This window comes from Paenibacillus sp. PK1-4R (assembly GCF_030369595.1).
Classification (GTDB): domain Bacteria; phylum Bacillota; class Bacilli; order Paenibacillales; family Paenibacillaceae; genus Paenibacillus.
Genome location: NZ_CP126535.1, coordinates 3,115,304 through 3,141,533, shown reverse-complemented (window position 1 = coordinate 3,141,533; position 26,230 = coordinate 3,115,304). Strand labels below are relative to the sequence as shown.

The following is a 26,230-nucleotide window of genomic DNA, read 5'->3' as shown; positions in this document are numbered from 1 at the left end:
GCTACTCCATTTCTAGCTTCATCCCATCTTCTCGGTACTGAAAACCGCTCTTTTTGAACATGCATTTACTCATTTTTTCTGTACTACATATTCGCTCCAAATACAGTAAACCCCTTTTTCTACATATTTTTGTAAGGTTCCAGCACTTGGGAGTGCTTTTGCGGATCTGGCAGGAAAAACATGATGACCATGAGTACGATATATAGACCAAGAATGACACTGAACAACAGCGTTGGATTGTAATGGTAGAGCAAGCCCGTCAGGTATCCCGATGGAATGGCTGTCAGCGTCATGACCGTCTGCACGGCCGAGAACATATCGGCTTTCTCATGCGTACCCAATCGGTTCATCAGCAGGGAATCCCGGTACGTCTGCAAAATGAAGTTCCCCGCAGCGAGCACAATTAACGTGAGAAACAGCATGCCTATATTCCCCACAGGGATCAATAGAAACAGAATGGCTCCGGCCGTGCTAAGCACGATGGAAAAACCAACATACTTTTCTTCCGAACGCCGTTTCAGTCGCGGAATGATGACCAGATAGAGCAGCATGACGGTTACCGCAGTCACTACTGGGATAAACGAAATGACACGGTCATCAAATTTCAACTGTTCCTTGAAGAAAATGACCTGAAAGAAGTTCAGCTGCAAAATCAGATTGGACAACACCGTGATCAGAATAATCGGAAAAAGTCTCCGTTTGTAGAACGATTTGCCGAACAGGCGCAGACTGGAACCCAAGCTCTGAAGTACGCGGGTTTTACTATGCAGTCCCATAAGTTCCTTGCCGACCTCGGTCTCATCCGTGTATCGGTTACGAATGAAAAACATGGCGGTCATGAGGATGCCCCCGACAAAGTAAATGCTGGCCAGTGTTGGTACAATACCAAAATCAGCAATGACAACTCCGGCAATCGGCGTAAGTACCCCAGCCCCTGTAATAATCATGTTGAGAATGGCAAACACCTTGGATCGTTTGTGTTCCTCCACATCCTCTATGATCAGACAGTTAAAGGCGACCGTTACAAACTTGGATGTTGCATTCAGTAAATAAGCGATCAGGAACAGCCAGAAGTTCTGGGAGAAGGCCCAGATGAACATGGGAACACTCCAGGCAAGCAGATCAAAGATCAGCGTTGTTCGTTTCCGGCCCAGCTTATTCGTAATGGAACCCGCAAACAATTGAAAGATAAAGGCAAAATAAAGATTCACCGAATTGATTAAACCGATTTCAATGTCCGAAAGTCCGGCTTCCTTCATATATAAAGGAGCGTAGAAGAGAACGATCGTGCCCGGAATGGCCCATACCGGTTCGAGTAAAATGGAGTAGCGTGGATTCTTCGGCAAATCTTGAAGCAATTTCAATCGATATCCCTTCCTTCTGCGGTTTTCACCGCTGCGAATTCCAACTTTTCGCAGCGGCAAACCCGCTAATGTCTACATGCTTATAGGATAAGAGCTGTTTTGACTGAATTCATCGGCAACTTCTCTCCAGTGTGCATGTCATAACCAATCGTTCCATTAAAGGCCTGTTCATAATCACTCAGCAGTTCCTTGGCTGTCACCATCTGTTCCAGTTCCGGGATGCTTTGGGCAAATTTCAGTGCCGTACTGATCATCGAGTGATTAGCAACTGCACCGATGATACTAATGCCATCATTAATGACGGCTGTTGATTTGAACGTTACCTCATAGCTGTCGTCATATCCCATAGGAATAATTTTGCCGCCTTTGGCAATCAGCTCAAACCCCACATGAAGCTGGTTACCAACCGCGTCCACTACAATATCAAACTTTTTGTTATTATTGATCTCGTAAACTTTATCCAGTGTCAGATCTTGAGGATAGAACACATGATCCGCGATCCCTGAAGCGAACTCTTTGCGGAATGGATCAACTTCCGTGCCTACAGTAAGCCTTGCCAATCGTTTGCTCACAAGCTGACACAGGGAACCGATTGCACCCGAACCGAGGACCAGCACAGAGTCGCTTGGCTTAGTCCCTGCTTTCATGAACGTCTGAAGTACACATCCCAGTGGTTCGATCATCATGGCCGTTTCCCAGCTCATGGAATCCGGGATGGCATAGATATACTTTTCGTCCCCAACAAAATATTCAGCAAAGGTTCCGTGTGTCGTCATCCCTACTTGATAGTCATCAAAATTCTCGCAGTAGATGAATAGACCCTCACGGCAGTATGAGCAGGTACCGCAAGATTGCGTGGGATCAACCAATACCCGATCACCGATCTTGAAACCACGAACTTCATCGCCCACCTCAACGACGGTGCCCACCCCTTCATGACCAATGATCGTTCCTTTATTTGCAGGCACTTTGCCTTTGACAATATTCAGATCTGTACCGCAGATACCTGAACCATAGATTTTAATTTTTACCTGGTTTGGCTTTTGAATGGTTGGCTCCTCAATCTCCTGATAAGTCACCTGTTTGAGATCCTGATATACGAGTGCTTTCATTGAATATTCCTCCTAGTCGATTGTTGATTATAATCTATGGATTAAGCTTCAAACGTTTTCGAAAATTGCATCGCATGAAGATGTTCCTGCTTCTGAATCTCTTTCCAGTCTGACAGGATCTGCAACAGCGCTTCCTCGACCCACAGCAATTCTTCCCGTGTATGGGCATCGGAGAAAATAAAGTACCCTTTGGTGAAAATGCCGAAGTGAGCCATTCTCTTCACCATGAACTCGCGGAAAGGATCTGTTTGGAAGTTATCTTCAGCCAAGGATTGAATGCAGAAGCTTGCATACGTCCCCTTCACTTCCAATTGATCCGTTAATCCGAGTAACACAAGTTCAGATTCCAGACGATCCATGATCCGGGTTGCCGGTTCACGCCAGGTCGGCCATACTTTCGCATTTTTCATTAATCGTTCACAGGCAATGGCTGCCGCGAGCGCTGTTGTTTCGCTGGAATGGGCATTACTGAATCGGACCTGTCCCGACAGAGACATCAAGTGCTCTGGCCCCAAAACCGCTGCGAGCGGTAAACCGTTTGCCATACCTTTCGAGATACAGAGCAGATCAGGCCAGATGTCATATTCTCCTGCTGTAGCCTGCTTGCCCATTCGAATACCGGAAGTGACCTCATCAAATATAATAATGATGTCCAGAGAGCGACACAGGTTTACGGCTTCCTCCAGCGCGTCCCTTTTCCACTCGTTGGGGCACAAAACAATACATGCGATATCCTCGGGAGATGAGGTAATCTGGGCCTCAATTCGCTCCACAGTAGGTTTGTTGACCCAGATCGTTGAACGCTCGATATCCACCGGGATGCCACGTTCTTTGGTCTGGCCACCATAATAGCCGTAGGCAGACCAGTCATGCCACCCATGATAAGCCGTCGCAATAACCTTGCTTTTGCCACTTGCGGCACGGGCAAGTCGTACGGCCCCACTCACTGCATCGGCACCACTCTTGGTGAAGCGCAGCGACGGATAACGACCCTCGAACCGCTCCAAAATCAACTCAGCGCATTCAAGCTCGATGTCGGCAGGCAAAGAAAAGCTTGTCCCTTTTTTCAACTGGTGAATGACGGTTAATTGGACTTCATGTCTGGCATGGCCCCATGGCGCCGTACCCATGGCCATTTCGCAATCCAGCCATTCATTACCGTCGATATCTGTAAATCGGGAATTATAAGCCTCTGCACAACATACGGGTGTATGCCCCGGAAATAAACGTTCAGGTGCTTTGGCTAAAGTGCTGCATCCGCTCGGAATTACCTTTTCGACTTGTTCCAACCACTCCAGATTCCGGGTAAATCTTACGGCACGATCGAGCGTGCTCTCTTTTTCTTTCACCTTAAGTACCTCCCTGTTTATTTTCGTTGTGAGTGAATTACCGAACTTTGGTTCCAGGCCAGCATCCATCGTAGATGCGATCCATTGTGATCACATTGCCATACAGGTCAATGATCAGATCCTTGGCTCGATGAGCATGTCTCATCTCAATCCAGTAGCGGTTCTCCAGCAAACGGGCAAAATTGTCTACCAAAAACAGTAACCGGTTCTCACTATGAATCAGTTCCTTGCCCAGTACCTGTGGCAGCCAGATGGCTCCATTGGAATTGAAGCGGTTTGAATAGTCCCGTACTTCGGCTACATTTGCAAATTCGGCTTCCTCCAGCTTGGTCCAGAATGTATCGGCATCACTTCGAACCTCGGCAAGGTCAATCCCAACAATCGGCAGATGCTGGTATTCCCCTTGGCTTTCCAGCTGTGCTTTCAGATGACTGAAAACGAATGGCCACACATCAGCCTCGATCTGACCGCCCCACTTTTTCCAGAAGCGTGCCAGATTGTTCTTGCGGTTGAAGTTGCGGTGAATGCCGCTGCTGCGTTCCCAGTGATACGCCTGAATATTCGGGTTAATGACCGTATCGTATCCCGCAGCTCGTGCCCGCATCTGATAATCAAAGTCCTCGTATCCGTTAAAGAACTTCTCATCGAGGTTGCCGATGGTCTCATACACCTCCCGCTTCATGCCAAACATGGCGAACACCACCAGTTGAACAGAGAAGGTTTCTTTTGGGATATCATCAGGAGATGCGTTCAGGAACAGGTGTCGTCCGATGGTGTCCGCAAAAGCAATGCCGCAATGCTGCACGCCTCCTGTTTGCGGATACAACAGAACCCCTCCAATCATGCCAATCGTAATATCGCTATCCAGTGTCTCTTTCATCATCGGTTGCCAGTTCGGTTGAAGAATGGTGTCTGAATCCAGGAAGAAAATGTACTCTCCCTTGGCAAGACTCAGTGCGCTATTAATCGACACGGCGCAACCGAGTGGAAAATCATGCTGAAGAATCTCGATGGTCACACCTTCTCTTACTTCTTGCTTCAGTTTATCCAGATGTTGAAAGACTGCGGAGCCGGAACCATCGTTGATGAAAATAATCTGAGTGGATGGGCTTACCGTCCGGAGTAACGAATCTGTGAACAGGTTCAAAATGTTATAGTCCTGGTTGACTGGCACAATAATGGTGTAAAGCATGGAATCCCTCCTGATTTGGGTTGATGGAATGAGTACATAAGCTGATTCGAACTGCACAATTGCTGGTGTTTCTGTCCGGCCCCCTCGTTTGAATATTTTGTCTTTATTTGGTAATGATTTGAATCTACTAGAAATTTATATCATTTTTTGTAAACTGGAAATCTTAAATTCTGAACCCTGTTAATATTTGAATCTCAGTAAAAATCAAGTCTTTGATGCTTGCGCACTGAGAAACGCTGTTGTGAACGCAAAAAAACACCCTCAAAGAGTCTGCGTATCTAACGATACAATTGACTGTTTAGGGGTGTTTTCGTATTTAAATCTATTGTTTTTTACTTCAATTGGCGCTGACCTAGTGCTGCTTAAATCCATGATAAAACGTGTCTATTACAAGCGCAGGGGCTGCTTTTCTCGCGATATGACCACTTACAACCTGCTGCCACGTCAGGAACATGATGGAATACAGCACATCAACAATCCAGGTTTTATCAAGATCGGAGCGGAAGTAACCTTTCTGTTGTAACAGACCGACCGCATGCAGTACAGGTTGTCTCAGTTTCATATCTGCTCCCTCAATCTCGGGATTATAGTTAACGGTGGTGTCATGAGCCAGAAAATATATTTTGTCGCCTAATGGAATCAGCGCCTCGATCAGCTCAGGTATGTATTTTTCACAGTGCTCTTCATCCAGTTGAATTTGTTGCATGGTCTCACTGACCACCTCGATTGCGCGTAATCCCAGATGAACCATCAGCTGTTCGCGGCTTTCCACATATCGATGTAACGTAGCGATCCCGATTTTTGCAGATTCTGCAATTTCATTCATGGAAGCATTCGGTTTTTCAATCAGCAACTTGGTGGCCTCGTCCAAAATGGAATGAAGCCTGGTTTGTTTGATTGTAGTCATTTCCTTTTTCATTCTATTACACCTCTTGGCGAGTATAGTTCAACAATTGATCTGATCATCCATCATATGATTGGATTAGACTATAAAATTATAGCATACTTCCTCACGAGTAAAACTAAAAGCCGCCATTTGGCGGCTCTTAGCATGGTTATCTTTCCCGTTACTTACAGTTCGATGATTCTCGTTGCAATATTTGTACAAAATTCACGATCATGCTCTACAAAAAGCAGGGTTGGTGAGTATTCCAGCAGCAAGTCTTCGATCTGCATACGTGAAATGACATCTACAAAATTGAGCGGTTCATCCCAAATGTGCAGATGTGCTTTCTCACTAAGACTTTTGGCAATGAGCACTTTCTTTTTTTGACCTGCGCTAAACGTTGAGATATCTTTCTCCAATTGCAGTCTGGAAAAATCCAACTTTCGAAGTATCGATTTAAACAGGCTCTCATCAATCCCCTGTATGGCCGCATACTCAGATAAATGCCCTCCAAGATCGGACGTGTCCTGCGACACATACGAGATTTTAAGCTGATGATCCTTACGGAAAAGACCTGTATAAGGGATATCTTCACCACAGATCAGTTTGAGAATGCTTGATTTTCCAGATCCATTTTTACCGTATAGGGATATACGATCCCCTTTTTCAACCGTGATACTGACATCCTTACACACCGTATTGGAGCCGTATGAGATCGACACATGTTCCAATTCGACAAGTTCATGCTTGTGAAAATCCAGCTGATGAATCTGTAGACGTTCTGCACTCTCGATATTTTTGAGAAGTTTGGATTTCTCCTGAATCGCAGATTGCTGCCTTTGTTCGATATTTTTGGAACGTTTCATCATTTTGGCAGCCTTGTGCCCAATATATCCTTTATCCACCTTGGAACCGGAATTTCTCGTACCATTTTTGGTTTTTTCAACTTCATGCGACCATCCACCGGTCCGTTTGGCTGAATCGGATAAACGTTTGATATCCTTTATTAATTTCTCATTACTCGCAAGTTCAAACTGATCTTGCCTTCTTTTATTTTCCCACCAAGCGGAAAAATTGCCTTTCTGAATCTCGATGTTACTCTTATTGATGGAAAGGATATGGTCCACGCTGTGATCCAGAAACGCCCGATCGTGAGATACCAAAATAAATCCACTCTTGCTGCGGAGATAATCACCTACAATTTGTCTCGCATGAAGATCAAGATGATTGGTAGGTTCATCAATGAGCAGAAACCGATTATCCTTCAGGAACAAAGCAGCCAGCATCACCTTTGTTTGTTCTCCGTTGGATAACGTATCGAAAGGCCGATACAACACATCTTCTGACACTTTCAACAGGTTAAGCTCGCGCACAACTTGCCAGTGCAGATATTCAGGATGAATCTCGCCGATGACATCGACCGTCATAGCTCCCTTATTCTCTACCTGGAAAGGAAAATATTCAAAGCTAACATTCGCAGAGATATGTCCGCTGTACTCATATTTGCCGAGCAACAGATTGAGGAAGGTTGTTTTGCCTCTGCCGTTCCTTCCGGTAAAACCCAATTTCCAATCAGAGTCCAACTGAAAACTAACATTTTCACATATGTTATCGTAACTGCCATCATAGGCAAAGGTCAGGTTGGTAACGTTAATTAAAGACATACAGATCATCCTTCTTATGTGAAATATAAAAGTAAACTGACGGGATTTCACCATCGAACATGGCATGGATTCCCTCACTTTAATATTTGAACATAATCAGAATTTAGATTCGCTTATACAATAAAGAAACCTGGCGATAAATCATTTAGCGCCGAGTAGATCTATGCATAGGAGGACAAAGTGCCGGATTCTGATTAGTTATATTGTGAACCATGCCACTGTTCATGTTCGTTGACAGGCCCACATAAACATCCACAACCTCTAATTCCGTCATCACTCCATCACCCCTTTACAAGCTCACAATTTGAATACAGAAAACTTAACATGGAATACGACATGGGTCAAGGCACCCTTCTCCCATATTGGCGCGTAGGGATTAATATAAATATCCTAAAAAGTCGAGTTCCCCTTCACCCCATGGCATGCTTCCCACTTCTTTAATCATTAACCCCTCTACCTTTTGAGTACCAACTCCAACTGTGGTTAAGCTTTCATGATCAATTTTCAACCACTTACAAGTGTTGCTCACCGTTTTGAATCCATTTTTGCTGTACAATTCCTCATGATCCGCAAATAAAAGGACAAAATCAACACGCCCTTTGGCCAACCTTTCCACTTCGGATATTAACAAAGAAGCGATTCCTTGAGAGCGAATAGCCGGGGAAACACACAAATCGATTATCCCCAACACTCTTATGGGTGTTCCATTCAAATTCATCATCCTGTAATCTAGTCCGACATGCCCAACTAATTCGTTATCAGGGGTAAATGCCAACACTCTGCCATGTGGTATTTGCTTAAAGAACAATCTGTCTTTTGGATAAACCTCTGGAAAACTGGCAACAAGTAATTCTTGAAGAAGAGCTGACCATGCTTCACTTAGATCCACATCATATGTTTTAATTAATTTCAGAAAAAATCCTCCTAAATCAAGCCATTCTGTTTTTTGCTTGTGTTATCAGCCGTACACACCTCTACGTAAATTTTGATGATGTACTCATCGGGATTACTTTCTGCAAAATAAGTGAGCAGGTCCAGTGCATACACATGTCCACAGACTTGCAGTCCCTCTTTTTCTATCTCCTCTTTCATGAGGGAATACGTCTCCGGCATGCTTTCGTATGAACCTCGATGATTCATGACGGCATACATCCCTTTGGGCTTAATCCATATCGTTTCCCCTGAAATGGGAGCTTTTATTTTGTTGCCAAAGTAATCCGGATAGTATTCTCCTGCCTCATAGTGCTCCTGACGTAAGATCGTCCATACCGGAAATTCATAGTCGATCATCTGTTCATCACAATGGGTCCTGTATTCAATGAACTTACGGAAGAATTCCTTATCCCCATCCCCTTGCTCCAGTTGAACAGCAATAAAATACTCCAGCTCACATTGTTCAATATGCAGCCCTTCAGGAGAAGCATCCGTGGCTTGTTTCGTCATTTCAATGGCACCACTTAGCAGCTTTTGCATACGTTTGATTCGTTGTTGCTCCAACTCAAGTGCCTTTAATTTCTGTTCAAATAGCTCAATTAACAATGGTGTATTCTGATTTTGAATAAACGACTTAATCTCTTGGAGTGAGCTTCCTGCCTTCTTCAGCACATGTATGACATCCAGCACATACGTTTGTTGCATACCATAATAGCGGTAGCCCTTGGTATTGGTATATTCAGGCTTTAACAGCCCAATCTCGTCATAATGAAACAAGGTATGTTTGGTCACTCCGCAGATCTTGGCAAATTCACTGGTGGTAAAGTGTTGTGCGTGATGTCCAGCCATCTTAGGGCCCTCCGTGTACATATGTGGTCTAAGTTATAAAAGTATAAATGCATTATAGTGTGTAAATAAAGATTTGACTATAGGGTTACCCGATAGTTTAGTCTAAAATTGTAAGTTATTCATATCGCCGGAGGGAAACATGTCAAAATTCAAACGTTGGATGATTCTTGTTATTGTCTCAAGTGCGCTATTACTCATTGTGATGGATATGACCATCCTGTACACCGCTTTACCCAGCTTGACCCATGATCTCGGTGCATCTGCTTCGGAGAAATTATGGATTCTGAACGGTTACTCCCTTGTCATGGCGGGTCTTCTTCCTGCAATGGGAACACTCGGGGACCGTGTTGGTCATAAAAAAATATTTACCCTGGGCTTGCTCGTCTTTTCTGCTGCTTCTCTTGCGGCTGCCTTTTCTCCAGTACCGGCTGTACTAGTCATGAGCAGAATTCTTCTAGCTGTAGGTGCATCCATGATGATGCCAGCGACATTGTCGATTATCAGAGTTACGTTTACGAATGAGCAAGAACTCGCACTGGCGATCGGCATATGGGGTTCCATTGCATCAGGTGGTGCTGGACTGGGACCGATTGTTGGTGGACTGCTTCTTCAACATTTCTGGTGGGGCTCTGTGTTTCTAATTAACCTGCCTATCGCTATTCTTGCGTTTGTATTCGCCTTGAAAATGATTCCTAAACACCATGGGGATGCGTCGAAAAAGTGGGACTTCACCAGTTCCATTCAGATCATGATTGCCATGGTTGGAATTATCTATTCCATTAAGGAATTCACAAGACGCGAAGGATCCCTCACACTCGCTATCATTGCTGCTGTGATCGGTCTTCTGTCCCTGATCATCTTTATTCGCCGTCAGAATAACAGTACGACTCCACTGCTGGATCTGTCCTTGTTCAAAATTCCAAGATTCAGTACCGGCTTTATTACCGCACTGGTTGGCTTATTTGCACAAATGGGTGTGCAATATATGGTCACTCAGCGGCTTCAGCTGGTGGAAGGCATGTCACCTCTTCAGGCTGGACTATTCACCGTATCCATACCTGTTGCAGCACTCATTGCCGGACCTGTTACGGGGGCCATTATGCACCGTGTGGATGTTGTATATATCAAAAGCTTCACTCTCTTCATCGCTGCCCTTGGCATGGGGACGTATCTGATGTATTTCAATGCTGGGTTCACTGGGCAAATTATCGGTTTGGCACTGCTTGGTGCAGGTCTTGGATCAGGCATGACCGCTGCATCACATTCCATTATGAGTTATGCCCCACCTCACAAAGCGGGTATGGCAGCATCCATTGAGGAAGTAGGTTATGAGCTGGGCGGAGCATCCGGTATTGCGATTATCGGCAGCATGTCGACCTTGTTCTACACACTGGCAATGAAGATTCCTGCGGGAGTTCATGTGCCAGCCAATGCGAAGGACAGTCTGGATGAAGCGCTTATCGCTGCCGAAAGCTTGCCTGCTGCGTCTGCTGAATTGCTCAAAAATGCCGCCTTTGCTGCATTTGACCAATCCTTCTTTGTTGTCATTGCAGGTGTGACCGTATTTCTGTTCATTGCTGCTCTGATTATGAGCTGGGTTGCCGTGCGCTTGAAACGAGCACAAAAACGCAGCGTTAAAACGTAATGAAATTCACTTCATGAAACAAAGCGAGGTATATAGAATCATGTGGTTTCCGATAACCAATGGATTTATTATTTTATTAGGTATATTTGCGATTTTTCTGATCGTTAGAAATTTGTCAAAAGAAGAGGATTAACTGCTGACTGTCGATAACTTAAACAGCTTGTTACCATTTCCAATTAAATTAACGTCAAAAACCATTACCTGATTTGTTTCAGGTAATGGTTTTTGATATGCCTGATAACCGAAGCTCACCACCCTGCGGCACCTCACGGAAGGTAAGCATCCTGTACCTCAACTTTGCGTTCATTCCCCATCGCAATGTATCTTACGTTAATGACATTTCCTTTCTGAAAGTGGGGAATATGTGTGATTGGAATATAAGTCTCTACAATTGTTGGGAAGGTGCGGCCGTCAACTTGGGTTACAGTCAAATCCAATCGCACGCCAGGCCTTCCATCCATACTGGATGATGTCTGTACAATATCATGAATTATTGCTTCTGTTGGAATTCCGTCCATCAGAATGCTCTTGCGAAGGTGATGTTTCTCTTTATTGTTACTTAGCAGTTTAAATGCCATAATCGTAGTGATCGTGCCTGTTATAAGCCCAAAGACAACAATAGCAATAAGAATAATTAATGTGACTGTCATGATAACCTCCTTTTATTTGAAACTTATGTTAACTAGTTCTTGTTTAGATCTCTTATTCCTGCCTATTTTCTTTGAATCGGAAAGCTTCAAACTCAAAAAAGCCGCCTTAAGGGCGGCTTCATGCTGTGTATGTTCAACTCAACTTAGTCTACTTTCGCACCATACGAGCGTACAAACAGAACCGCTTGTTCGCGATCCAAACGTACGCCTTTGATATCCAGTGATTTCAGATCGATGCCTTCCAGGTTAGCCCCTCTTAAATCGGCCCCTTGCAGCTTGGCTCTGCTTAATACGACTCGGGTAAGATCACAGTCTCTCAAATCCGCTTTGGTGAAATCCGTGTCCGTAAAGTCAGCCTCAAAGAAACGAATTCCTCGCAGATCCTGTTTACCCAAACGCGTATGTCTCAGATTCGTGTAAGACCAATCGCCCTGACTCAGGGTAATGCCATCCATTTGCGCACCAGAGAAGTCTGAGCCTGTCATCTTGCAGGAGCTGAATTTGGAAGCAAATAGATTCGCACCACCGAAGGTGCAGTTTTCAAAAGCCGATTCCGTATGAATCGAACCATTCATCGAAGCCCCTTTGAAGTCACACTCGATAAAACGACAATTACTCGTTTCGATTTCTTCCATAGAAGCGTTCATAAATGTACACTGTTTGAAAACACAACTTATAAGTTCTCCATAGCGCAAATCACGTCCCTCAAAATGTACTGCTTCATATTCCTGATCCTTATATTGATACACTGGTTACACCCCACATTGTATATTTCTCCGTCTTCTTCATTAAAAGAACTTTTTATACTATACCACACCCCTGTCAAGTACCTGCTTAAACCCATACAAAAGTCAAGTTACTTTTTTTATGAGAAAAATCTGAAAACTAAAAAAGGGACGCATAAAGCGTCCCTCCAGCACACACTTTTAACTGTTCCAATGTGGGCTTATTTATGTGAAACTCTCAGTTAGCTGCTTTTTTCTATTCGTATTAGAATGCACTACACCAGTATTTTGGACATTCGGTACAGGGATAACGACGGTTTATTGATTTCCCCTACTCTCTGGTATCCCAAACGCTCGTAGAGTTTAATAGCTAGTAGATTTTCCTTTTTAACCGTAAGTGAAGATTTGGACAGACCTTGTGTTATAGCTTGCTCCTCAGCAAAATGAATGAGGTGTGTCCCTACACCTAGTCCTCTGCTTTCAGGCAACGTAGCCAATGTTCCGATGTGGTACTCGTCGTTCTCCGCTTCTTTTAATGTCACCATGGAGTAAAACTCTTTCCAATGTTGGAGATTATACTTAATCAGGCTCCATTTACGAAGTTCAAACAGTTTGGAGAACGTTGGCAAAGCGATTTTGTTCATTAAAGTGGTTGGATAACACATGATCATGCCCAGCGTTTGGTTACCCATTTTGGCTTCATAAGCGTACTGGTGACTGAATCGGTTCTGTTTCGAGCGCCATAACTTGTTGAATGTTTTTTCTATAATGCCTTTATCCTTGGTACCTGCAAGCGAATATGCCATATATTCAAGTGCCATCTGATTTAGTTGCCCGCCGACTAAAGACTGTGGACTGGCTTTTGTTATGGAAATCTTATTCATCGCTGTCACTCCTCTAGGTAGTTGAAGTTGGACTAAAGCTTGGCAGCAGGTTGGTTGAATGAAACCCCCTCGACGATCACATTCACCGTATCAATGGTTAACCCGGTCAGCTGTTCCACATGTAATCTCACATTGTTTTGCAATTCCCTGCAGACTTCATGTACTTTCGTTCCATAACGAACCACAACCTTTAAGTTAATCTCCAGTCTGGAATCTATCTTGCGAATGGCAATGCCATTTTGCAGACTTTTCCCACTCCACTTTTTGGTGATGCCTTCTACAAGTCCTGTCGACATGGAGGAAATCTCACTGGTGGTATTTGCGATCTTGCCGACAATTTTGGAGATCACATCATCCGATATTTGAATTTTTCCCAAAACATTTTGAATGGACATCCTAGGTCCCCCTCTTTATACCTGCATTTTTGATAGATTAAAGTATCATTTAATAAAAATATAAATCATTCGGAGTCCGATTTCAACTTTTGAATTCATTCACTCACATTTCTACCTGTACATAGCAAAAAAACCGCGATCGTCGCGGTTTCTTCTTGGTCCATATTAAGGGAACTTCAATTGAATATGGACAGGAATGCGGGAGGATAACCCACTCTCTTTGCTGCCTTCTTCTGCTGCCTCTGTTTCTTCTAGTTGCACGATCCACTGCCTGCCAATTAACGATTGTAGCAATTCAATCTCTTCTGCGGTCAGTTGAATATGCTTCAGTGACAGTTCATCTTGAACATAGTCCCGATCCACCTTACGGTCAAACCGGAAATCGAGCAATCGTTTCAACCCGTTAATATGCAAAAACTTGAACTCATAACCTTGACGTATCGCCTTTTCCCAATCGTCTCCGATATCAGCTGCTGTCTGTAGTCTTTCATCAAAATCCATCGCGGATTCCTTAACCAGAGGCAACAACCGGGAATAGTCTCGACGTTGTAAACATTCAATAATCACTTCTTTTGATTCCCCACTTGTCAGAACATTCTCTACAAGAAGCCCTACAGGAATGGACAGCTGAGTTCGACTCATTGCTCGCCCTCCTCATCATTCCCGAGGTACTGATTGAACCAGGCATTCACCTGTTCGAAGCTATCGATCCGAAGTGAAGGTTTACCGCTTTTGAGCAAACTGTGGTTGGAACCTGGATAACGAATCAGTTTGGTCTTTTTACCATATCGTTTTAGCGTAGTATATAATTCCTCCGCTTGTGCAATCGGTGTCCGATAGTCCTGCTCTCCGTGCATGATCAGAAGTGGCGTCTCAATGTGGTGTGCATGAGCAAGAGGTGAGCGGGACCACAGGAATTCAGCGTTTTCCGCCGGATTACCACCGATGACTCCCTCGACATAGGAAATACCGATATCACTCGTTCCATACATGGACAACCAGTTGGAGATGCAACGCTGGGTTACAGCCGCCTTGAAGCGGTGTGTATGTGCTACAATCCAGTTGGTCATCACTCCGCCATAACTGCCACCCGCTACACCCAGACGTGATGCATCAAGGAAATCGTATGTAGCCAAGGCATAATCAACAGCTTCCATCAGATCCCGGTAATCCCCTCCGGCAAAGTCGCCACGGCAAGCTCTGGCAAATTCTTGCCCGTATCCCATACTTCCGCGAGGATTGATCCACAGCACAGCGTAACCTTGAGCAACGAGTGTCTGCATCTCATGACTATATGTTCCCGTATACATTGCGTGGGGTCCACCATGAATCTGCAAAATCAGTGGCAGTTTCCCATTGGTGTCACGTATTGCCGGTGTGGCTAACCAACCTTGAAGCGGCCATCCATCGGAGGACGTAAACTCTACACGGGCTGGCAAATTTACAGCCAATTCAGCCATGAATTCATCATTTCGCCGGGTGAGTCTGAACATTTCTCCACTGTCAATATCCACGCGATATAACTCTCCAGGGTGTTCATCCGTTAACGCAGCGATAATCAGCGACGTACCATCTGGTGTTAAGGTATACTGATACACATCCTTTTCACCAGGTCCCGTCACAGCTTGATAATTCCCATCATCTTGAATGCGATACACGTCCACATTCCCGTTATGCGTTCCGAGTACATATACACCACGTTCCGGATTATGGGCATCCGAGATTGGAGAAGGAGACGCACCTGCTGACTTCATATCCCCCAGTGCTGCGTTACCCATCTGCATATCTAATTGCGGTGCAATTATCCTGGGTTCACCTCGATGAACGGGGACAGCGTATAAGCTGTTGTGGCTCCCACTTCCATATTCACGATCACTGGCGATCAGGATCAGCTGCTGCCCGTCGGAAGAATAGGAGAACTGGCTTATCGCCAGACTGGAATCCGTCACTTTGAAGAGATCATGCTCTCCCAATCGAATGCTGTATATATCCGTAAAGTACAGCAGATCCGCATCAAGCTCCTCATCCTCTACTTGCTTCGAAATGAAAGAAAGCTGCTGGCTATCTGGCGACCATGCCGGAGCACTGATATTCCATAGCCCGGAAGTCACCTGCGTGATCTCCCCGCTTTTGATCTCATATACAAACAACTGGCTGTATTGACCATCCCACCAGCCAGACCCTTCCGCCTTCGGCGTTGTACGCTCAAAGACTTTACCTCGCAGCACAGGTACAGACTCCTGTTGGGCGTCTGCTTTCTTCTGTTGATCCTCCGGTTGCACTTTGCTGGTAAACGCAATGTGCTGCCCGTTCGGCGACCAGATATAACTCAATATTTTACGAGCGGGAGATATCAGCATGACAGGCTCGTTTTGATCTGAATGGAGCGTCCATAGGCCTTTCCCACCATCCACTGAGCGAATGAATGTGAGTTGTGTCCCATCCGGCGACCACGCAGGTGAGGAATCCTTTGTTCCATCCGAAAGTGCAATATCTTCATCACCATCGAGGGAGATTCCTCGAATTTGCGTGTTATATTCGTTTTTATCCTGATCTATGGTCTGTTCCACATAAGCCACTTGTCCGTTAGGACTGATCACCGGCTGACTTATCCAACGGTAGTGAACCAGATCCTCCGGCATAATTGGTCTTTGATTCATAATGATGGCTCCCTTCTCCGTTTATTTATGGGTTGTCTCCGTACGTGGATCAAGCACATCACGCAGCCAATCTCCAAGGAAAATAACACCGAGTACGGTAAATGTAATGGCTAGTCCCGGGAATGTAGCGACCCACCAGCTTGTTGCAACGTATTGTCTGCCATCACTGAGCATCCCTCCCCAGGATACATCGGGTGGTTTGATACCCAGACCCAGGAAACTGAGTGAAGCTTCCATAATAATTGTCGTGCCGACATTCATACCACAGATCACGATAAAAGATGAAAGGATATTCGGCAAAATGTGTTTCAGAATCAATCTTCCATTCTTCGCGCCAATTGATCTGGCCGCATGAACAAAATCCCGCTCTTTGATACTTAGTACTTCACTTCTTACCACACGGGTGAATGGAACCCAGTTCGTCACCCCGATGACAAAGATCAACGTTGTAATACCCGGGCCAACAATCGCCATCACAACAAGCATGAACAGGATGGTTGGAATCGCCATGAATGCATCACCTACACGCATGATGACGGCATCCAGCCATTTCCCGTAGAATCCGGATACCAGCCCCAGAATCGCGCCAATGATTCCTGACACAATCACGGCACCCATACCCACGATTAAGGAAACCCGGGCACCGTATACAATACGGCTCCACATGTCTCTGCCGAGATTATCGGTACCCAGCCAGTATTCGGCCGTTCCACCCTCAAGCCATGCTGGTGGTTTTAGTCGGTTTAGCGGATTCACCGCTGCCGGATCATGACTCGTCAATAGAGGTGCACCTATGGCAATTAACACAACCAACAATACAAGCACAGCACCAAACATTCCGGTCTTGCTGATGATCAGTTGTTGCCAGATATAACGAAATCCCGTTGGTGCACGCCCATTGTCTTGTTCCTGTTCTGTACCCGGAATTGGCATTTCATTGCTGCCTGTCATATGATTGCACCTCCTTCTAGTCGTATTTGATGCGCGGATCGAGTAGCCTGTAAGCTACATCCGTCAAGATGTTAATTACTACAACGATAAAGGCAATGACAAACACCGCGGCCTGTACAATCGCCATATCATGTGTGTTGACTGCAACGACCAGCAATTGACCCAGTCCAGGCCAGGAGAATACCGTTTCCGTAATCAAGGTTCCCCCGATCAGACTTGTAAACTGCAAACTCATAATCGTCACGACCGGAATTAGTCCATTCCGAAACGCATGTTTCACAATGACAACCATTCGGCCTAGCCCTTTGCTGCGGGCTGTTCGAATATAGTCCTGGTTGAGAATCTCCAGCATGCTGGAGCGAATCAGTCGGGTCATCTGCGCAGCCAGTCCAACGCCAAGTGTAAATGCCGGCAAGATCAGATGTGACAATCCTCCGCGACCGGATACCGGCAATACGCCCAGCATGACGGAGAACAAGAGGATAAGCATAATCCCCATCCAGAAGTTTGGCATCGCCTTACCAATGACGGATATTCCTGAAATAATGAGATCGGTAAACGTATTGCGTTTGACAGCTGAAATGACGCCAAGTGGCACTGCCATAAGTACGGCAAAAAACATGGCGGCTACCGCCAATTCAAAGCTGGCAGGCAATCTCTCCAGCACCAGCTCTAACGCAGGCTGATTGTAGCGAAAAGACTGACCAAAGTCTCCCTGTATCGCACTGCCCAGAAACTTCACGTATTGCGTATATAAAGGCTGGTCCAAACCAAGTGCCTGCGTCAAGACAGCACGATCTTCAGCGGTAGCCGTTTCAGGCAACATTAGCGCAACCGGATCACCGGTGACTCGAACCAAAATGAACACAATTAATGAAACAATGAACAGCACCGGAATGATCTGTAGTAATGACTTAAGTACGTATTTGCCCATTCCTTGTTCACCTCCCTTTTAAAAAAGAACGGCAGGAACATGGTTATCCAGTCCCTGCCGTTCACGGCCTATCTTTTCAATGACCGGTTGTTATACCCGATGTTACTGTGCAACAGGTGTAATCTCGTCAGCATAGAACATCTCGTCACTGCGCGGCGCGAAGTTCACTTTAGCATTTGTTCCGTAGACACCTTCCATTTGGTACAGATATACGGCTGGGCGTTCTTCAGAGAAGATCTGTTGTACTTGCTGATACTCTTTCTCACGAGCTGCAGGGTCCATGTTCACCAATGCAGATTGAAGCAGTTTCTCTACTTCAGGATTGTTGTAATCCGACTCGCCTTTTGCTTCTTCCAGCATATAACGATTGTAGTTGTTCGAAGCATCGAACAAGGAGTTACCAATACCAATCATGAAGATTTCTTTGAATGATTTGGAGCTGTAACGTTCACTGAATGCACTTGCTTCCAGGACATCCAGGTTGATTTTGAATCCGGCTTGTTCCAGCATCGCTGCAACAACTTCAGCCTGTTCTTTGTACTGTGCAGAAACGGAGATGGTCATCTCGGCTTCACCTTCCGCATAGCCAGCTTCTTGCAGCAACTGTTTCGCTTTTTCTTGATCATAAAGTGACGTTTTGTACAATGAAGGATCAGCACCGAAGTTGCCTGGTGTTACGGATGTGCGGGTTACGATACCTGCTCCGCCGGCAATGCTGTCCACGATTCCTTGTTTGTCGATAGCCAGGTCAATCGCTTCACGTACTTTCGGATCAGCCGTGATGCTGCCTTCTGTCTGACGGAAGATCAACTGAAGTACACGCTGGATTGGCGCTTTGACAATCTTTTTATCTGCTTCGCCTTCGATGCGGGCAATGTCAGTGGACGGAATGGAAGACGCCACATCTACACCACCAGCAAGCAATTCGGATACCCGCGTGGAGGCTTCCGGAATAACGCGGAATACCACTTCATTCCATTTTGGTTCACCGTCGAAGTAGCTCTCGTTTTTCACAAGTTCCACACGATCATCTTTGGTCCATTTACTGAACTTGTAAGGGCCTGTGCCTACCGGTTGTTTCAGGAAAGCATCGAATCCTTTGTCTGCAATATATTTTGCTGGCAGAATGCCTGCTCCCATTTTGGACAAACGATTCAGGAGCAACGGATCTGGACCATCCGTGATAATATCTACGGTATAGTCATCCACCGCTTTAACTTCTACGATATTTTTAAAATAACTGTTTTGTTTCAGTGTCTCGTCCTTGGCTACGCGCTCCAGCGTGTATTTTACATCTGCTGAAGTGAATGGATCGCCGTTGTGGAAGGTCACACCTTCACGCAGCTTGAATCTCCACGTTGTATCATCAACCTGATCCCATGATGTCGCAAGTCCCGCAACTTTTTTCTGTTCACTGTCATTTTTGATCAGATAATCAAAAACGTTGACCAGAACCGCCTCACTGGAGGTGTTGTTGTTGTTGTGCGGATCGAAACTCTCGATATCGGTTGCCGCAGCAACGGTCAGTGTTGTACTTGCGCTTCCACTGCCTGTTCCTTCTGTTGCGGAACCATCATTCGTGCTTGTCGTTTTTCCTCCGCAAGCGCTGAGTACCATTACGACTGCCAGTAACGTGATCCATAAGCCTGTCCATTGTCTTTTTTTCATTGTGATTGCTCCCCCTCAGAAGTTGTATTCCTTGCCAAAAATTCAAGTGCTACTGCAGACAACATGCCCACACCATATGGCATTGCTGTCTCATCGAGATCAAACATGGGATGGTGGAGCGGATAACGAGTACGTTCCTCATCATTCCCAGATCCTAGTCTGAAAAACACACCCGGAATCTGTTCACAATAAAACGCAAAGTCCTCGCCCCCTGTGGAAGGTTTGATATAGCTCCATCCCTTCTGCGCATTAACCTGATCACAGGTTTCTGTCAGCAGGTCAACCATGCCGAGATCATTCACGACAACAGGATATCCATCACCGTAGACGACTTCGCATCCTGCTCCAAAAGATTCGCAGACCCCTTTGACAACCTGCTCGATCAAAGCTGGCATCCGCTCACGAATGGCAGGTGAGAGTGTACGAACCGTACCGATCATCTCAACTTCCGGGGCGATGGCTGTTCCCATATAACCTCCGGTGATTTTACCAATCGTGACTACTGCCGGTTCAAGTGGATCAACCATCCGACTGACGATATTTTGCAAGGCGGTGATGACCTGAGCGGATACCGCAATCGCGTCAATGCCCTCATGCGGACGAGCTGCGTGGCCACCCTTGCCAAACACCTTGATAATCAAGGGATCAGCTGATGCAAAAGCAACGCCCTGACTTACACCCAAGGTTCCCGTGTCCTGTCCAGGTGTCATGTGTAATCCTGCGATGGCATCAACCTTCGGATTCTCCAGAACACCGTCCTGGATCATGGCTCTTGCCCCTGCAAGTCCCTCTTCTGCTGGCTGGAAAATGAATTTGATGTTGCCTGATTTCGGTCTTCCAAGGCCAGTAAGCAATTGGGCGGCTCCCATAAGGATGGAGGTGTGAGCGTCATGTCCACACAGATGCGCTTTGCCTTCCACTTGCGAGCGGTATTCCACCGCTTTTTGATCCTGGATTGGCAGAGCATCCATGTCTGCGCGCAAGGCAAAGGTTGGTCCATCGCTCTCTCCGCGAAGCAGACCTGTAACCCCGGTCTGTCCCACATTGCGTGTAACTTCCAGCCCCAGGCTTTCGAGATGCTCAGCTACGATAGCGGATGTGCGATGCTCCTCGTAGCCGATTTCCGGATGCTGATGTAAATCTCTGCGCCAAGCACTTAACTGGGCTTGTAGTGGCTGAGCCAGCTGTATTAGTTCTGAACGATTCATTCGCTGTCATTCCCTTCATTTTCATCTGATTCAGAAACCAAACGGGCATAGATTGCATCCGCCGAGAATTCGATATGCCTTTTCATCGTCTCCTTAGACTTGATGCTATCATGGGCTTTCAATGCTTCAAGAATCTCCATATGTACACCGTGATTGACGGTACGTATCCGGTCATCATAAGGCATCAAGTCGAGCGCCGGATTAATTTTCGTCCGGATCTGTCTGACGGCTCTCTCGCAGTATGGATTCCCCGAAGCCTTGGCGATGGTCAGATGAAATTTCACATCCAGCGCCCTGAACCATTCCCTTGTGCAGTCTGGCTCTATACTTTGTTCCATATAGCCCTCAAGCAGCTCCAGTTCGCCTGCGGTGATCCGCTCAGCAGCGAGAAAAGCTCCCTCCGGCTCGATAATGGTTCGATATTCAAACACCTTCAGCATTTGTGACCAATCCCGTTTAATTTCTTCTCTGGTCCGTTTATGCGAATTGGCTGTCAGAGGCAGTACAAATGTTCCGCCTTTGGCACCCACCCTTTTCTCAATCAAGCCTTTCTCTTCCAATGAAGAGAGTGCCTCGCGAACGGTAATGCGGCTTACGTTAAAAATCTCTGCCAGATCTCGCTCGGCTGGAAGCTGTTCTTCACTCATTAATTCTTTCAAAATAATGGCTTCTTCCAGTTGTTCCCTAATGAATTCACTCACCTTTTTGGTGGATACTTTCTCAAAACGAAATGAAAACGTACTGGACATCTAAACACTCCGATCTGTATATGGTCTAGACCTTATACCATTAATATAATTCCGACTAAACTTATATGCAATACTTTTTTTGAAGTAAATTCATATTTTTTTTCTCACCACCTCCAAATTAAAGCATTTTGGCACAAAAAAGACGCATCTACACGCAGCAGATGCATCTTCCCTTCGTTATTTACACGAGCCACTACGATGACAGAATAACCTTCCGATCGCTGTTATCCCCGGATTTCATTGAATCCCTTTTTGAAAGGGGTAAATCCGGAGATAGCGTATGCTTCCGATGTAGCTTTCTTTCAGAAAGCTTGTAGGCGAACGCTCCGCTTCTTCAGGTTATTTCTGTCCTCTCCGTTTTGTGTAAATGTTTAGTTTAATATATCTAACTCTGTCCTCTATAACTTTTTATTAGCATAGGGTCTGAAATCCTCTGTAACCGCAAGTTTCTTGCTTCCCTCCAGGTAAAAGCTGTCATCCGCTCTCCAGGTATGACTTTTTTTGTTCTGTCTACGGTGATAGACATAATTGTAAGGAGAGGTCGCGTACGCTTTGAATCCTCTTTTCCTGCATTGTCTCAGGAAGGTTACATCTTCCCCTATTGAACGGTCTGTGAAGCGGACTTTTTTCAAGATTTCTCTTTTAAATAGAATAGTTCCCCCTTGAACAAATTCAACCGGTTTATTTTTTTCAGCCGGAGATCTGACCAACAATGTTTTGGATGCGCCCAAATAAACGAGACACGAATGTTTTCCAACAATATCACTTTTGGTCCGTTTAAGTTCTCTCACCTGCTCTGTTAAATAATACGGCGAATAGTAGTCATCATCATCAAATTTGGCAATCAACGAAAAGCGTGCCCTTGTCATGCCGGCGTTCAGGCTTTGTCCTAATGAAATCCTCTCCGGAATTTGATATACATGAACATTGGCAAGATTTCGAACGCGGTTTTGGTATAATGCCAGATTCATACTGTCATGATTCAGGACAATGATCAGTTCTTTACTTTTATAATGCTGCCGACTGTAATTTTGCAGGATGTTGTCAAAAAATTGCGGCCGATTGGTACATACCACAATGGAAACACCATGACTCGTTTTGTGTTTAGTCAAGACATACCCTCTTTTCAGCTCAGTTTTCTCTCATCATATGTGCCGAAATAGAGTCTGGTATGGACCAATAGCTAGTGATCAAAACACCAAAAACCCTCTGCCCACAAAATAACGGGACAAAGGGTTTGGTAATCTATTGTTTTCTGTCTGTTCTAAGCTTCGTTATTGTTATTCAAATATACAGCCTTGCCTGTGCGAGCAGATTCATAAAGTGCTTCCAGGATTTGAGATACAACCAGCGCTTGTTTTGGTGTAACGACTGGCTCCTGATCGTTCTCAATCGCTTCAATCCACTTTCTCATCTCAACATCCGGTGCGCTCTCGCTCTTACCATCGTAGAAAGCTACCCCGCCTGCACTCAGTTCAATCTCATTTGTGTATAAACGGCTGAATTTCTCGCCATTGATGCGAAGTCCGTTCTTCATGTCCGCACCTGCTTCGCTGCCGCTCAAGCTACATTTCGCCTCATCCACATCCAGAGAGTTCAGTGCCCAGCTGGATTCCAGCATGATCGTTGCGCCATTCTCCATCACAATCATGCCAAAAGCCGAGTCCTCTACAGAGAATTGTTTTGGATCCCATGGGCCCCAGGCATTGGCCGCATTTTCACGTTGCGAAAGCTCATGATAGGTCGTACCCAGAACAACCTTCGGTTGATAGTTATCCATCATCCAGAGCGTCAGATCAAGTGCGTGCGTACCAATGTCAATCAATGGGCCGCCACCTTGTTTCTCCTCATCCAGGAAAACACCCCATGTCGGTACTGCTCTACGTCTGATCGCATGTGCTTTGGCAAAATAAATATTACCCAGATCACCAGCTTCGCACACCTTCTTCAAATACTGACTGTCTTCTCTGAAACGGTTGTTATATCCGATGGTTAGTTTTTTGCCGGTACGTTCTGCCGCTTCCAGCATGAGCTGTGCTTCAGCAGATGTCTTCGCCATTGGCTTTTCACACATCACGTGTTTGCCTGCCTCCAGAGCAGCAATAGAAATCTCGGCATGAGAAATATTCGGTGTAAGCACATGCACAATATCCAAAGACTCATCCTTGAGCAATTCCTGATAATCCGTGTAGACTTCGGCTTCAGTAGTGCCATATTTCTGTTTGGCTTCATCCGCACGTTCCTGAACGATATCACAGAAAGCCACCAGTTCAACATTATCTAATTTACTCAGACTCGGCAGATGTTTGCCATTCGCGATTCCACCACAGCCAATAATTCCGATACGATATACTTTACTCATATATATTCACCCTCACTTAAGTATTGGTTGTTTCATTTTACGAAAAGCCGACGGGGTCATCCCCAGACGTTTGCGAAATACAGCATGCAAATAGTTGGCATTATTGAATCCTGAAGCAAGAGCGATCTGTTCAATGGATACGTTACTTTCTTCCAGATTGCGGCACACGGCGCGCAGACGAATATCCTCCAGCACACGGCTGAACGGCATCTCCGGCTGTACTTGGTAGAAGATTCGCTGCAATTGTCTGCTGCTGATATGAAGTTTCTCTGCTACATGTTCCAGCGTGACCACTGTAGGGTGATTCGCCTCCATATATTGCACTGCATACTCATAACGATACACCGACATATCCCGCACAGGGGCTTCCGGTCGATTCCCCCCGGTGTCGTATGCTCGCACGGTTTTGAGTAATATGCTGATAACCAGTTGCTTGATCGACGTATAATAACCTAACAATTTCTGATCACATGCCTCATAGGCTTCCAAAAAACAATGCATCGCCCGATGATAATCATTCACCGGAGTAAGCGGAAGCGTTCTCAGCTTTTCAATCGTTTCCTCGGATTCTGCTGCTTCCCAGGGATCGACATGTTCTCTTGGCTTGTGAACGATATCCACATGAAGACATAATTCATCCATGTCCTCTTTGGCATCCGCCTCCTGATAATGAACGACACCCGGTCCAGTCAAATACAGCATTCCTTCAGAGAGAGCATGTGTCTGATCATCGAGTATAACTTTGCCTTTACCTCTCGGGATAAAATGAAACTCAAACTCCGCATGATTATGGAAATCCACAACTCGGCCCGCTGGAAAAGAAGTCAGATGAAATCGCATCACGCGAATCTCATAATGTCCCCAAACCATTAGAATATCCAGTCTCTCCAGGAGATCCTGCCGTTCAAGCATTTTCTCATAAGGATACAGGCTCAAGATTGCATACCTCCTTAATAAAACCTAACCCTTCAACTCATTGAGAGCTATTCTACGTTCTTCCTTGGCAGAGAGATTCGCAGCTTCCATCAAACGGGTCAGCTCCATAGCGATTTGCACGTTTTCAGTTGCATCCGTATCATTCTGTATATGTGCAACCCACTGATTGAATGCGCTTTCTCTTTTGTCTGCTAAAGGAAGTTCAGTCCAGTCATTATATTTCCCCTGTGCTGCTTTTGTACGAATCAATAACTTGTCATCAGGTGTTCCATACAGAAGTGTACCTTCCGTACCATGAACCTCAATCGTAAACGGAGAATGGCTGTTCACAAAACCAGCTTCAACAACGCCAACTGCTCCGGAATCCGTAAACAAGGTTGCAACTGCATTATCTTCCACTTCTTTGCCTGTAATGTATCCGAAGTTCGCATTAACCGCTGTTACTTCCTGACCCAAAAACAGTTTGGCCAGATACATTGGATGGCAGCCTAGATCAATCAGTGCACCGCCCTGACAATCCTTCAGATCATAGAAGTGTTCAGGCAACCAGTTCGAGATCGCTCCATCATGCGATAAACGCGCTCTAACATACGTCACTTTGCCAAGTAATCCTTGGTCAAGTACATCCTGAATGGTTAGTGTGTATCCTGCATTCAGACGTGGTAAGGAAACTGTCATCTTGACCTTGTTTGCCTTCACCTCATCAAGGATTCTGTTGGATCCTGCCTGTGTCGACGCAATAACCTTCTCCGTGAAGATATGTTTACCTGCTTTTGCAGCAGCGGTGATCACTTCTTCATGGATGCGGGTTGGCGCATCTACAATAACGGCATCGATGTCATCCTTGGCCAGCATATCTTCAAGCGAAGCATAGAATGGTACGTTTAAGCGTTCAGCCGCTTCCTGCCCCCGCTTGGCATCTTCATCCCACACAGCGGCGATGACTGTATCCTCATGTTCCTGTGCCTGCTTGATGTAATCCCATGCGTGTACATGCCACAAGCTAATTTTTCCAATTCGAATGGTCAATGTGTCTTACCTCCATACTATATAATATTCTGACATTTATCTATAAGTTATCACAGACTTAATCTATTTTTAATAGAAACTCACG

The 26,230-nt window shown here is 45.5% G+C and carries 24 protein-coding genes; 1 reads left to right on the top strand and 23 read right to left on the bottom strand.

Going from position 1 to position 26,230, the window contains the following annotated elements:
* Positions 1-119 precede the first annotated feature (119 nt).
* From QNO02_RS13720 to QNO02_RS13685, 8 genes are all read right to left on the bottom strand, one after another.
* A complete protein-coding gene (locus QNO02_RS13720) occupies positions 120-1,364 on the bottom strand; it encodes an MFS transporter (RefSeq protein ID WP_289392425.1) in 1,245 nt (414 codons plus the stop codon).
* A gap of 80 nt (positions 1,365-1,444) precedes the next feature.
* Positions 1,445-2,476, bottom strand: coding sequence for a zinc-dependent alcohol dehydrogenase (locus QNO02_RS13715; RefSeq protein ID WP_249910804.1), 1,032 nt, complete (start codon positions 2,474-2,476; stop codon positions 1,445-1,447).
* A 41-nt stretch (positions 2,477-2,517) separates the two neighbouring features.
* Positions 2,518-3,825 (bottom strand): aminotransferase class III-fold pyridoxal phosphate-dependent enzyme, encoded by a 1,308-nt coding sequence (locus QNO02_RS13710; RefSeq protein WP_289392423.1) that lies wholly within the window; start codon positions 3,823-3,825, stop codon positions 2,518-2,520.
* 37 nt (positions 3,826-3,862) lie between these two features.
* On the bottom strand, positions 3,863-5,017 hold the full coding sequence (locus QNO02_RS13705; RefSeq protein ID WP_150367354.1) for a glycosyltransferase family 2 protein: 1,155 nt from the start codon (positions 5,015-5,017) through the stop codon (positions 3,863-3,865).
* 352 nt (positions 5,018-5,369) lie between these two features.
* Positions 5,370-5,936: a TetR/AcrR family transcriptional regulator gene (locus QNO02_RS13700; protein ID WP_091030867.1), complete on the bottom strand. Its 567-nt coding sequence runs from the start codon at positions 5,934-5,936 to the stop codon at positions 5,370-5,372.
* 152 nt (positions 5,937-6,088) lie between these two features.
* The gene (gene abc-f, locus QNO02_RS13695; RefSeq protein ID WP_289392420.1) at positions 6,089-7,567 is read right to left on the bottom strand and encodes a ribosomal protection-like ABC-F family protein; all 1,479 of its coding nucleotides are present in this window, start codon (positions 7,565-7,567) and stop codon (positions 6,089-6,091) included.
* 376 nt (positions 7,568-7,943) lie between these two features.
* Complete coding sequence (locus QNO02_RS13690) at positions 7,944-8,456, bottom strand: GNAT family N-acetyltransferase (protein ID WP_289392419.1); 513 nt, start codon at positions 8,454-8,456, stop codon at positions 7,944-7,946.
* Positions 8,457-8,491: 35 nt separating this feature from the next.
* Positions 8,492-9,349: a MerR family transcriptional regulator gene (locus QNO02_RS13685; RefSeq protein WP_289392418.1), complete on the bottom strand. Its 858-nt coding sequence runs from the start codon at positions 9,347-9,349 to the stop codon at positions 8,492-8,494.
* A 139-nt stretch (positions 9,350-9,488) separates the two neighbouring features.
* Between QNO02_RS13685 and QNO02_RS13680 the strand changes: the two genes are divergently transcribed.
* Complete coding sequence (locus QNO02_RS13680) at positions 9,489-10,994, top strand: MFS transporter (RefSeq protein ID WP_289392416.1); 1,506 nt, start codon at positions 9,489-9,491, stop codon at positions 10,992-10,994.
* A 266-nt stretch (positions 10,995-11,260) separates the two neighbouring features.
* Here QNO02_RS13680 and QNO02_RS13675 read toward each other — a convergent pair whose 3' ends face one another.
* The 15 genes from QNO02_RS13675 to QNO02_RS13605 form a co-directional block, all read right to left on the bottom strand.
* On the bottom strand, positions 11,261-11,644 hold the full coding sequence (locus QNO02_RS13675) for a hypothetical protein (protein WP_133384648.1): 384 nt from the start codon (positions 11,642-11,644) through the stop codon (positions 11,261-11,263).
* A gap of 143 nt (positions 11,645-11,787) precedes the next feature.
* A complete protein-coding gene (locus QNO02_RS13670) occupies positions 11,788-12,393 on the bottom strand; it encodes a pentapeptide repeat-containing protein (protein WP_036670794.1) in 606 nt (201 codons plus the stop codon).
* 251 nt (positions 12,394-12,644) lie between these two features.
* Entirely contained in the window at positions 12,645-13,253 is a 609-nt protein-coding gene (locus tag QNO02_RS13665; RefSeq protein WP_289392411.1) for a GNAT family N-acetyltransferase, read from the bottom strand.
* A gap of 32 nt (positions 13,254-13,285) precedes the next feature.
* The gene (locus QNO02_RS13660; protein ID WP_249910808.1) at positions 13,286-13,648 is read right to left on the bottom strand and encodes an Asp23/Gls24 family envelope stress response protein; all 363 of its coding nucleotides are present in this window, start codon (positions 13,646-13,648) and stop codon (positions 13,286-13,288) included.
* A 165-nt stretch (positions 13,649-13,813) separates the two neighbouring features.
* Positions 13,814-14,290: a hypothetical protein gene (locus QNO02_RS13655; protein ID WP_091030890.1), complete on the bottom strand. Its 477-nt coding sequence runs from the start codon at positions 14,288-14,290 to the stop codon at positions 13,814-13,816.
* Positions 14,287-16,308, bottom strand: coding sequence for a S9 family peptidase (locus QNO02_RS13650; protein WP_289392409.1), 2,022 nt, complete (start codon positions 16,306-16,308; stop codon positions 14,287-14,289). Before QNO02_RS13650 ends, QNO02_RS13655 begins: the two co-directional genes overlap by 4 nt.
* Positions 16,309-16,329: 21 nt before the next feature.
* Positions 16,330-17,259 (bottom strand): ABC transporter permease, encoded by a 930-nt coding sequence (locus tag QNO02_RS13645; protein ID WP_091030896.1) that lies wholly within the window; start codon positions 17,257-17,259, stop codon positions 16,330-16,332.
* A 16-nt stretch (positions 17,260-17,275) separates the two neighbouring features.
* Positions 17,276-18,193, bottom strand: a complete 918-nt coding sequence (locus QNO02_RS13640) for an ABC transporter permease (protein ID WP_017688654.1) — start codon at positions 18,191-18,193, stop codon at positions 17,276-17,278.
* Between the two features lie 102 nt (positions 18,194-18,295).
* The gene (locus QNO02_RS13635; RefSeq protein ID WP_289392406.1) at positions 18,296-19,861 is read right to left on the bottom strand and encodes an ABC transporter substrate-binding protein; all 1,566 of its coding nucleotides are present in this window, start codon (positions 19,859-19,861) and stop codon (positions 18,296-18,298) included.
* A complete protein-coding gene (locus QNO02_RS13630; RefSeq protein ID WP_289392404.1) occupies positions 19,858-21,069 on the bottom strand; it encodes a M20 metallopeptidase family protein in 1,212 nt (403 codons plus the stop codon). Before QNO02_RS13630 ends, QNO02_RS13635 begins: the two co-directional genes overlap by 4 nt.
* On the bottom strand, positions 21,066-21,818 hold the full coding sequence (locus QNO02_RS13625; RefSeq protein WP_091030905.1) for a FadR/GntR family transcriptional regulator: 753 nt from the start codon (positions 21,816-21,818) through the stop codon (positions 21,066-21,068). The genes QNO02_RS13630 and QNO02_RS13625 overlap by 4 nt, the downstream gene beginning before the upstream one ends.
* 398 nt (positions 21,819-22,216) lie before the next feature.
* Positions 22,217-22,930, bottom strand: a complete 714-nt coding sequence (locus QNO02_RS13620) for a glycosyltransferase family 2 protein (protein WP_091030906.1) — start codon at positions 22,928-22,930, stop codon at positions 22,217-22,219.
* Between the two features lie 152 nt (positions 22,931-23,082).
* Positions 23,083-24,180: a Gfo/Idh/MocA family protein gene (locus QNO02_RS13615; protein ID WP_133384640.1), complete on the bottom strand. Its 1,098-nt coding sequence runs from the start codon at positions 24,178-24,180 to the stop codon at positions 23,083-23,085.
* A gap of 12 nt (positions 24,181-24,192) precedes the next feature.
* On the bottom strand, positions 24,193-25,116 hold the full coding sequence (locus QNO02_RS13610; RefSeq protein ID WP_240767998.1) for a helix-turn-helix domain-containing protein: 924 nt from the start codon (positions 25,114-25,116) through the stop codon (positions 24,193-24,195).
* Between the two features lie 24 nt (positions 25,117-25,140).
* A complete protein-coding gene (locus QNO02_RS13605) occupies positions 25,141-26,145 on the bottom strand; it encodes a Gfo/Idh/MocA family protein (protein ID WP_091030911.1) in 1,005 nt (334 codons plus the stop codon).
* Positions 26,146-26,230 lie beyond the last annotated feature (85 nt).

Bases quoted from the DNA above. Each gene is read 5' to 3' on its own strand.
- QNO02_RS13625 (WP_091030905.1), bottom strand. From the start codon at position 21,818: ATGTCCAGTACGTTTTCATTTCGTTTTGAGAAAGTATCCACCAAAAAG.
- QNO02_RS13675 (WP_133384648.1), bottom strand. From the start codon at position 11,644: ATGACAGTCACATTAATTATTCTTATTGCTATTGTTGTCTTTGGGCTT.
- QNO02_RS13660 (WP_249910808.1), bottom strand. From the start codon at position 13,648: ATGTCCATTCAAAATGTTTTGGGAAAAATTCAAATATCGGATGATGTG.
- QNO02_RS13715 (WP_249910804.1), bottom strand. From the start codon at position 2,476: ATGAAAGCACTCGTATATCAGGATCTCAAACAGGTGACTTATCAGGAG.
- QNO02_RS13635 (WP_289392406.1), bottom strand. From the start codon at position 19,861: ATGAAAAAAAGACAATGGACAGGCTTATGGATCACGTTACTGGCAGTC.
- abc-f (WP_289392420.1), bottom strand. From the start codon at position 7,567: ATGTCTTTAATTAACGTTACCAACCTGACCTTTGCCTATGATGGCAGT.
- QNO02_RS13685 (WP_289392418.1), bottom strand. From the start codon at position 9,349: ATGGCTGGACATCACGCACAACACTTTACCACCAGTGAATTTGCCAAG.
- QNO02_RS13650 (WP_289392409.1), bottom strand. From the start codon at position 16,308: ATGAATCAAAGACCAATTATGCCGGAGGATCTGGTTCACTACCGTTGG.
- QNO02_RS13640 (WP_017688654.1), bottom strand. From the start codon at position 18,193: ATGGGCAAATACGTACTTAAGTCATTACTACAGATCATTCCGGTGCTG.
- QNO02_RS13655 (WP_091030890.1), bottom strand. From the start codon at position 14,290: ATGAGTCGAACTCAGCTGTCCATTCCTGTAGGGCTTCTTGTAGAGAAT.
- QNO02_RS13700 (WP_091030867.1), bottom strand. From the start codon at position 5,936: ATGAAAAAGGAAATGACTACAATCAAACAAACCAGGCTTCATTCCATT.
- QNO02_RS13705 (WP_150367354.1), bottom strand. From the start codon at position 5,017: ATGCTTTACACCATTATTGTGCCAGTCAACCAGGACTATAACATTTTG.
- QNO02_RS13615 (WP_133384640.1), bottom strand. From the start codon at position 24,180: ATGAGTAAAGTATATCGTATCGGAATTATTGGCTGTGGTGGAATCGCG.
- QNO02_RS13645 (WP_091030896.1), bottom strand. From the start codon at position 17,259: ATGACAGGCAGCAATGAAATGCCAATTCCGGGTACAGAACAGGAACAA.
- QNO02_RS13630 (WP_289392404.1), bottom strand. From the start codon at position 21,069: ATGAATCGTTCAGAACTAATACAGCTGGCTCAGCCACTACAAGCCCAG.
- QNO02_RS13665 (WP_289392411.1), bottom strand. From the start codon at position 13,253: ATGAATAAGATTTCCATAACAAAAGCCAGTCCACAGTCTTTAGTCGGC.
- QNO02_RS13680 (WP_289392416.1), top strand. From the start codon at position 9,489: ATGTCAAAATTCAAACGTTGGATGATTCTTGTTATTGTCTCAAGTGCG.